Here is a 9,041-nt window from a genome sequence, read left to right as displayed (position 1 = left end):
CATCGTTCCGGTGACGGCAATGCCATAGGCCGCGGCCAGGTTGCTCGATGTCCGGAACCCCAGCACCAGCAGGATCACCAGCCCCAGCAGCACCCAGTTGACCAGTGGCAGGTAGATCTGTCCCGCGGCCGTCGCGCTGGTATGCGCCACCTTCAATCGCGGCAGGAACCCGAGCTGGATTGCCTGCTGCGTCACCGAAAACGCGCCGGAGATCACCGCCTGGCTGGCGATGATCGTCGCCAGCGTCGCCAGGATGACCAGCGGCAGCCGCAGCGATTCCGGCGCGAGCAGGTAGAAGGGATTGACGATCGCCGCAGGCGTTTCGATCAACAGCGCCGCTTGCCCCAGATAGTTGAGCAACAGGCAGGGAAAGGCAATGTAGAGCCAGGAAATGGCGATCGCCTTACGCCCGAAATGCCCCATGTCGGCATACAGCGCCTCCGCCCCGGTGACGGCCAGCACCACGGAGCCCAGCGCAAGAAAGGCGCGCATCGGGTCCATGGCGAAGAACTCGAACGCATAATGGGGGCTCAGCGCCATCAACACCTTGGGATGCTGCAGCACGCTGATCCCGCCCAGCACCGCCAGCACCGCGAAATACACCAGCATCACCGGGCCGAAGATCATGCCCACCTTCGCGGTCCCGCGCGACTGGATCATGAACAGCACGATGATGACCGCGATCGCCACGGGCAGCACCAGCGGCGCCAGCCCGGATTGCACGATGGTCAGCCCCTCCACCGCCGACAACACCGAGATCGCCGGAGTGATGATCGCATCGCCGTAGAACAGGGCGGTGGCGACGATGCCCAGAAGCACGATCCCCTTGGTCCAGCCACGCCCTTCGCTGTTGCGCACGATCAGCGCGAGCAGCGCCAGGCTGCCGCCCTCGCCATGATTGTCCGCGCGCAGGATGATGAGCACATATTTCAACGTGACGATCAGCGTCATCGTCCAGAAGATCAGCGAAATCACGCCGTAGAGATGCGGCGTATCGACCACCAGGCGGTGATGGCCGATGAAGCTTTCCTTCAACGCATAGAGCGGCGACGTCCCGATGTCGCCGAACACCACCCCGATCGCGCCCAGCGCCAACGTGGCGGTATGTTCGGTCGGACCATGATGGACGGGCACGATGCCCTCGACCTTCGCGTCAATCCCCGTCGTCATGCCCGCATTCTTCCCTGTCTGGATCGCCGCTATCACACCCCTGCGCATAGCGAAGCGAGTGACAAGAACCACGCTCCGCATATGTTTCGCATATGGACGCGGCAGCGTTCAGACCGCGGTGCCGGACCGGTTCAATTGGCCACCCGCCGCCTCGACCGCCTTGCGCAGCCCGTATTGCACGCCCCAACCGATGGCGAACGTCACTGCCAGCGGTACGGCCGCGCGCACGACCGTCTCGGTGATCCCGCCGATGATCGCACCCTTGATCCCGCTGTCGCCATCCTCGCGATCGATGGCCGCGCCGATCATCATACCCAACCAGTTCATGACAGCTCCTTCTTCTTGGTTCCGGTGGCAACGTCCGACATGGCGGATCGGGCCCGCAACGCCGACAGCGTTGCCGTGACCGCTGCGGACAGCGTGCCGACATGGTGGTCGGCACCCAGTTGCCGCTGCACGTCCACGCTGGTCAGCGCCGCTTCACCCTCCGGCCACAGTCCCACCACGATCCGGGCGGCGGGCGCATGGTGGCGCACCCGCTTGACCAGGTAGCGCAGATGCGCCGGCGTTCCCGCCAGTTCGAGGCAGGACACCACGACCACCGCCACGCCGTCCAGATCCAGCGCGCCGATCGCATCGCGTGACGCGGCCTCATGCGCGATCGGTCGGGCATCGACGCCCCGCCGCGCAAGCAATTGCGTCAGCATGGCCGTCACCGCATCATCGAACGGTCCGCGCCCCGCGATGCACGCCACACGCCCGCCCGGCGCCAGCAGGTCATCGGCCGGATCCCGCCCCACCGCGGTCGCGTCGACATGGTCGGCCAGATCATCGATCAGCGCCAGTGTCGACCGCGTCATCCGGGCGGCGCGCGCGCCGTCGATGGTCCCGCGCAACTGGTCGATCCCGGCCAGCTTCAATCCGCCCAGCACCACCCCGTCATAATAGGCCTCCAGCGTGCGCTCACCCAGGATCGCCTCCGCCTGCGCCAGCGCCTCGTCGGGATTGTCGGCTAGGATGCGGTGATAGAAGCTGTCGACCGCCGACAATGCGGGCCGATCACCCAGCAGTACGTCAAAGAATTCCAGCGATTTCACATGCCGGCCGAGCACGACCAGGCACAAGGTCATCGGTGTCGACAGGATCAGCCCGATCGGCCCCCAGATCCACGTCCAAAACACCGCCGCCACGATCACCGACACCGGCGACAACCCGGTCGAATGGCCATAGAGCAACGGCTCCACGACATAGCCCAGCAGTGGTTCGACGATCAGGAACAGCAAGGCGACCGCGATCGCGGTTCCCCAGCCCGGGTCGATCGCCGCCGCCAGCGCGATCGGCGCCACGGCCGCCAGGAACGACCCGATATAGGGCACGAACCGCAACAGGCCCGCCAATATGCCCCACATCAACGCGGACGGCACGCCGATCAGCGCCAGCCCGCTCGCGATGATGATCCCGAATCCGGTATTCACCGCCAGTTGCGAGACGAAATAGCGGCTCAGTCGCTGTCCCGCCTCGTCCATCGCCAGCGTCGTCCGCTGCAGGTCGTGCGATCCGAACAGCCGGATGAACCGATCACGCAGGTCCTCCTTCTGCAACAGCACGAAGATCGCGACGATCAGCACGATCACCGTGGTTTCCAAGGGACCGAGGATCGGCTCCAGGATGGTCTTGGCCACCATCAGCGGCGACGTCCGTTCCGGCGCGACCTCCACCAGTACCGGCCGCCGCTCCTCCGTCACGACGCGCGGAACCGGCGTACGAAGGCCGGTGCCGGCGGCGTGCGCACCCGGCCGCTGCCGCGGGGCGAACTCCTTGGACAGCGACGCCAGCCGTGCGGTGGCGAACGCCTGCACCCCGGACACCTTGCGCTCGATCGTCCGGGCATAGCTGGGCGCGTCCGCGGCCAGGTTCGCCGTCTGCGTTCCGATCAGGGTCCCGACCGCCGCCAGCACCCCGACCGCCAGCAGGACTGTCAGGACGACCGACGGCGCCCGCCACAATCCCGCCCGCTGCAACAGATTGACCAGCGGCGACAGCACGAACGACAGCATGACCGACAGCGTGATCGGGATCAGCACGTCCTGCGCGAAATACAACGCACTCACCACCGCGGTCGCAACCACCAACCCCAGCAGGCTGCGGATTTCCGGCGCGGAGACGGGCGGGATCGTTCCCGCCGCGTCGATCGCCGCGCGCCCGCTGCGATCTCCCGTCACGATATTCTCATACCCCGCGAGCTTCTCGTCGCCCATTGCCGTCGCCTGTCCCTTGGTCATTCCGGCGGCATAGGCTGTCTCGGGGGGAAAACACATCGGCTATTGACCCCACCGCGTTCGGAACCATCTATTGTGCAGTGCAGCAGGAACGCTGTTCAGGCAGACAGGAAGCCGGCGCCATGCGGAACATCAGCGACACGATCGCGCGCCTCACCGCGCGTGCCAGCCTGCCGGGGCTCGACCATGGCGGCTCGGCGGAGGACCGGCTGACGGACCTTTCCGATTTCGGCGGCAACCCCGGCGCGCTGCGGGCGCGTTGCTATGTTCCCGCCGGGCTCCGGCCCGGCGCCGCGTTGGTCGTCGTGCTGCACGGCTGCACCCAGACCGCCGCAGGCTATGACCATGGCTCGGGCTGGTCGCGGCTGGCGGATCGCCACGGCTTCGCGCTGTTGTTCCCGGAACAGCAGCGCGCGAACAATCCGAATCTCTGCTTCAACTGGTTCGTGCCCGGTGACACCGCGCGCGGCGGCGGCGAACCCTTGTCCATCCGCAACATGGTCGCGCGGATGGTGGCCGATCACGAAATCGATCCGGCCCGCATCTTCGTCACCGGCCTGTCGGCCGGGGGCGCGATGACCGCCGTCATGCTGGCCGCCTATCCGGACGTGTTCGCCGGCGGGGCGGTGATCGCGGGCCTGCCCTTCGGTGCCGCCGCCACGATGCCGGAGGCGTTTGACCGGATGCGCGGCCATGGCGGCCCGACGCGCGACGAACTGGCCGCCCGCGCCCGCAGCGCCGCTCCGCCCGCCGGATCCTGGCCGATCCTGTCGATCTGGCACGGCACCGCCGATCATACCGTCGCGCCCGGCAATGCCGACGCGATCGCCGCACAGTGGCGCGACCTCCATCATCTGCCGGACCGCCCCAGCAACAGCGACCGGATCGGCGCGCATACCCACCGCACCTGGCGCGATCCGAACGGGCGCGCGGTGCTGGAGGAATATCGTATCGCCGGCATGGGGCACGGCACCCCGATCGATCCCGGCGCCGGCACGGATCACGGCGCCCCCGGTGCCTTCATGCTCGACGTCGGCATCGCGTCGTCGCACTGCATTCTGTCGTTCTGGGGCCTGCAAACCGATGCACCCGCGGTGAGCGCGGCGACACCCGCGGCGCCAGCCGCCGACCCGGTCAGCAATGTCATCGCAAACGCGTTGCGCGCTGCCGGCTTGATGTCCTGAGGATTTTGCGCTTTCAGGATTGATACCGCGTCCAACCGGGCATCATGCCCGATCCGGCGTCGAGCCAACCTTGTCCGTGTCACGCCCGGCCATATGGCAGATGATGTGCGGCGATCATGCTTGATATGTCATGATGCCGCAATATTCCCTACATCGTCTCGCGTTACGGGAGCGTATCTTTATCCTGAGCGCCGATCAGCGCGGAGCAACGACGTCGATGAAAATTCTGTTGACGACTCACATGCTGGGATGTGGCGGGACCGACCGCGTCTGCGTGCATGTTGCGAATGGTTTCGCCGCCGCCGGCTTCGATACGGAAATCGTGATATTCTGCAGCGGCGGCAGCGCCGAGAAATCGTTACTGCCGCTCGTCCTGGATACGGTGCGCGTCACCACCCTAGGCACCCGCACCGGGAGCCGCGGCAGGGATCTGCTTCGAAACCTTCCGGCCTTCATAGGCCATTTGCGCCAGAACCGGCCGGACTGCATCCTCTCGACCGGCAACAACATGAACAAGATCACCACCGCGGGGCTTCGGCTTTCGGGACTGCGGAACAGCCGGTTGGTGCTGAAGACCACCAACCCGATCATCCGCCCGAAAGACGGACTGTTTTCTCGTCATTATCGCCGTTGGTATTATCGACGCATGTTCCGCATCGCCGATCTGGTCCTGACGCTGAGCGAGCCTGAAACCTGTCACTTGCGCACCGCTTTTCCGGTAGCGGCGGGCCGCTTCCAGACCGTGGCAAACCCCTATGTCACGGCGGCCATGCTCGCACAGCCACTGCGGAACGACGCGTCCGCACCGTTGATCCTCGGGGTCGGTCGCCTGGCCCCGCAGAAGCGCCTGGATCTCCTGATCCGGGGCTTCGCCGCAATGCGCAACACGGGCGCGCGGCTGGTTCTTCTGGGAGAAGGGCCGGATCGTGGAAAATTGGAAGCCTTGATATCCGAATTGGGGATGGACGGTCGCATCAGTCTTCCGGGCTTTGTCGATGATGTTTCTTCCTGGTTTGCGCGGGCAGATATCTTTGCTTTGACCTCGCGTTACGAAGGTTTGCCGGCCGTCGTGCTGGAAGCGATGGCGACAAATTGCCGGGTGGTCGCCACCGATTGCTTCCCCGCCGCGCGCACCTTGGTGGGCGATGCCGACGGCTGCGCGATCTTGGCGGAACCCTGCCCCCTACAACTCGCGGGCCTGCTGGACAGGATGCTCTTGCAACCGCGGCCAGCCACGCTTCGCGAACGCGCGAACGGCTATTGCATCGATCAGGCACAACGCAGCCACGTTGATGCCGTCTCGGCAATTCTGGCGCTTCAGCCCGCCTGACTGCATCTCCACCGCTCAGGCGACACGAAGTGCGCCGACCTCGGTTCAGGCTGGCGAAGGGTGAAGCGCGGTAGACGCTGGGGGCACGGGCGGGCTATGCCGCGGACATGTTAGTGGAGTTCCCGACCTTGCCGAACCGCCTGTTCCTTCGTGCGGCGACCTACCCCGCCTTCGCGGCGCTGCTGGCGGTGCCGATGCTGCCGGTTCTTGCCCAGTCTGCCTCCATCCCGACCTTCGGCATTCCCGCTCCGACCACGGTCACCATGGCGCCCCCGCCGCCCCGCGTCCTGCCGACGCTCACCCGCAATCAGGCGAAACAGTTGGCGGCGATGATCGACGGTGCCGCCGGTCAGGGGTTGCGTCACGACCTGCGCGATTCGGATGGCGAGGCGGCCGACCGCGGCGATGCCGACCTGATCGTGGCCGCACTCGATCATGCGCGCGCGGTGCATAGCGGCCGGCTGGACACAGCGGATTTCCTGAAGGACTGGGGGCTGCGTCCTGCCGCCTATGATCCCTGGCCTTCCTTTTCGCAGGCGATCGCGAAGGATCGGCTTGCCGCCTGGATCGCTGCCTTGCCGCCGCCCTATGCCGGCTATGACGGGCTGATGAAGGGGTTGAAGACCTACCGCGCGATCGAGGCTGCTGGCGGCTGGCCGATGCTGGAACCCGGTCCGGACATGACGCTGAACGCCACCGGCCCACGCGTCCTCGCGCTGCGCAAGCGGCTCGCGGTCGAGGATGACGCGGTCGCCACGACCGGCACGACCTTCGATCTCGCCCTGCTGAACGCAGTGCGTCGGGCCCAGCGTCGCTACGGCATCAATCCCAGCGGTATCGTATCGAAACAGACGCTGGCCGCGCTCAACGTCCCCGCGCGTGATCGCGTGCGGCAGATCATGGCCAATATGGAACGCTGGCGCTGGCTGCCGCAGGATCTCGACAAGGACCGGGTCCAGGTCAACATTGCCGCGGCCGTGCTCACCGTGTTCGACGGCGATCGGCCGGTCACGTCGATGAAGGCGGTCACCGGTCGCCCGGGCGACAATACGCCGATGCTGCAATCGCGCATCCACAGTATCGTCATCAATCCGCCCTGGAATGTCCCCACTTCGATCGCGACGAAGGAACTGTGGCCGAAGGAGAAGGCCAATCCCGGCTATTTCCGCCGCAACGCGATCAAGGTCATTCCGCTCGATGGCGGTGGCAACCGCCTGCAACAGGCGGCAGGCGATCAGAGCGCGCTGGGTCGGCTGAAGTTCGATTTCGACAATCCCTATTCCGTCTATCTGCACGACACGCCCGCGCAGGCCGGCTTTTCCCGTTGGGACCGGCTGGCCAGCCATGGTTGCGTCCGGCTCGAAAAGCCGGTCGAACTCGCCAACCTGCTGCTGGCGGACAATCCCGATTATGCCGGCGGCGTCGAGACGGCGATCGCGGAGGGCGATACGAAGCGGGTGCGCCTGACGACCCCCGTGACCGTCTATCTGCTCTACTGGACCGCCTTTGCCAGCGCGAACGGCCAGATCAACTTTCGGGGCGATCCCTATGACTGGGACGGCATCCTCGCTTCCAAGATCGAGGCACGCGGTGCCCGCGCCGCTGCCCTCGCCTCGCGTTAGGACCAATCGATGAAGACCCGCCTGCCGCTCCTGCTGTCCGCCGCTCTCCTGGTCGGCCTCACCGCCTGCAACCGCAGCGAGCCGGCGCCGGAGCCCGCCCCTTACAACGAACCCATAGCCGAGGAGCCAGCCCCGGAGCCGGAACCCCGGCCGGAGCCGGAACCTGTGACACCCGTCAGCAACGCGGCCGAGACGGTGACGGAAGCGGTTCCGCCGCCGGAACCTACGCCACAGAGCGAACAGATGCTGGAGGATGCCGAGGCCACCGGCATGACCGCACGCGTCGCGCGCGAGGACACCGCAACGGACGAGAACGACACCAGGGACGTAGAGGAGAAATAGCCGTCGCCACGCCGCCGCCCCTGTTTTCAAGGGCGTAGACGGCGGTCGATGCGTTGTTAACCCTCTATCCGGTTGTTGACGCCCGGCGGAGCGGGTACGGCTTGCGATCCTATGCCGGCTCCGCCCATCCCGATCGTGTCCGTGCTGGTTCCCGCCTACCGTTGCGCCGCGTTCATCGCGGACACGATCCGCTCGCTCCAGGCGCAGACATTGGCGGACTGGGAGGCGATTGTCGTGGACGACGGATCACCGGACGATCTTGTCGCCGCGCTCCGGCCGTTCGCGGGCGACACACGCATCCGGCTGCTGCGGACGGCGCATGCCGGCGTATCGGCGGCCCGCAATGCCGCGCTTGCCGCGGCGCGCGCGCCGTTGATCGCGCTACTGGACGGTGACGATGCCTATGCGCCCGATTATCTGGCGGAAATGACCGGCGCGATGGCGGCGGACCCGGACCTCGGCTTCGTCACCTGCGACGCAACCTTCGTCGGCAATGTACGATTGGAAGGCCGGCGCTTTTCCGCGGTTCTGCCACAGGTCCCCCCTGTCACGCTCGATCGGGTCCTTGCGCGCCAGTTCAACGTCTTCACCGCCTGCATGCTACAGGCGTCGGCGGTGCGTGCTGTCGGTGGCTGGTCGGAACAGCTGCAATCCGCGGAGGATCTCGATCTCTGGATCCGATTGCTGGAACGTGGCTGGCGGTGCGGCTATGTACCGCGCGCGCTGCACCGCTATCGCCGCCGTACGGATTCGCTGTCGGCGGCGCGACTGCCGCTGCTGCACGCGGTGGCGCATGTCTATGACGGCGCGGTCGCACGGCTGGACGGTCGCCCGGAACAGCGCACGGCCCGCGCGGTCCGCGCCACGATCGACAGGGACATCGCGTTCGCGCAAGGCGAAGCGATGGTGGTGGCGGGCGACGTCCGCGGCGGTCTTCGCGAACTGCGTCGCGCTGGCGCCCGTACGCGCACGCTGGCGTGGCGGACGGCCCTGCTGGCGATGCGGCTGGTGCCCGCTGCGGCACCGCGGTTCATGCGCTGGCGGATGCAGGCCGCGACGCGCGGCTGACCCGTTTTTGGCGCGCGCATTTGTCATGACCGCACGCTAGGGTCCG

General features: G+C 66.6%; 8 protein-coding genes. 5 read left to right on the top strand and 3 right to left on the bottom strand.

Annotated features, from left to right (window positions below):
• From VF649_RS02960 to VF649_RS02950, 3 genes are all read right to left on the bottom strand, one after another.
• Nucleotides 1-1,170, bottom strand: a 1,170-nt coding sequence (locus VF649_RS02960; protein WP_331010469.1) for a KUP/HAK/KT family potassium transporter, incomplete at its 3' end; no start/stop codon positions are given.
• Nucleotides 1,171-1,278: 108 nt separating this feature from the next.
• The gene (locus VF649_RS02955; RefSeq protein WP_331010468.1) at nt 1,279-1,497 is read right to left on the bottom strand and encodes a hypothetical protein; all 219 of its coding nucleotides are present in this window, start codon (nt 1,495-1,497) and stop codon (nt 1,279-1,281) included.
• Entirely contained in the window at nt 1,494-3,452 is a 1,959-nt protein-coding gene (locus tag VF649_RS02950; protein WP_331010467.1) for an AI-2E family transporter, read from the bottom strand. Before VF649_RS02950 ends, VF649_RS02955 begins: the two co-directional genes overlap by 4 nt.
• A gap of 119 nt (nt 3,453-3,571) precedes the next feature.
• Here VF649_RS02950 and VF649_RS02945 point away from each other — a divergent pair, with 119 nt between their 5' ends.
• The 5 genes from VF649_RS02945 (at nt 3,572) to VF649_RS02925 (ending at nt 8,995) form a co-directional block, all read left to right on the top strand.
• Complete coding sequence (locus tag VF649_RS02945; protein ID WP_331010466.1) at nt 3,572-4,633, top strand: PHB depolymerase family esterase; 1,062 nt, start codon at nt 3,572-3,574, stop codon at nt 4,631-4,633.
• 130 nt (nt 4,634-4,763) lie between these two features.
• Nucleotides 4,764-5,963 carry a glycosyltransferase gene (locus VF649_RS02940; RefSeq protein WP_331010465.1) on the top strand — a complete coding sequence of 400 codons (1,200 nt, stop codon included), beginning with the start codon at nt 4,764-4,766 and terminating at the stop codon, nt 5,961-5,963.
• A gap of 107 nt (nt 5,964-6,070) precedes the next feature.
• Complete coding sequence (locus tag VF649_RS02935) at nt 6,071-7,585, top strand: L,D-transpeptidase family protein (RefSeq protein WP_331010464.1); 1,515 nt, start codon at nt 6,071-6,073, stop codon at nt 7,583-7,585.
• Between the two features lie 9 nt (nt 7,586-7,594).
• Nucleotides 7,595-7,927, top strand: a complete 333-nt coding sequence (locus VF649_RS02930) for a hypothetical protein (RefSeq protein ID WP_331010463.1) — start codon at nt 7,595-7,597, stop codon at nt 7,925-7,927.
• A 111-nt stretch (nt 7,928-8,038) separates the two neighbouring features.
• Nucleotides 8,039-8,995: a glycosyltransferase family 2 protein gene (locus tag VF649_RS02925; protein ID WP_331010462.1), complete on the top strand. Its 957-nt coding sequence runs from the start codon at nt 8,039-8,041 to the stop codon at nt 8,993-8,995.
• Nucleotides 8,996-9,041 lie beyond the last annotated feature (46 nt).

The sequence above is a fragment of the Sphingomonas sp. genome (genome assembly GCF_036387535.1).
Lineage (GTDB): Bacteria > Pseudomonadota > Alphaproteobacteria > Sphingomonadales > Sphingomonadaceae > Sphingomonas_R.
Note: the sequence above shows the minus strand (reverse complement) of the source record. Positions and strands in the feature narration are given on the sequence as shown.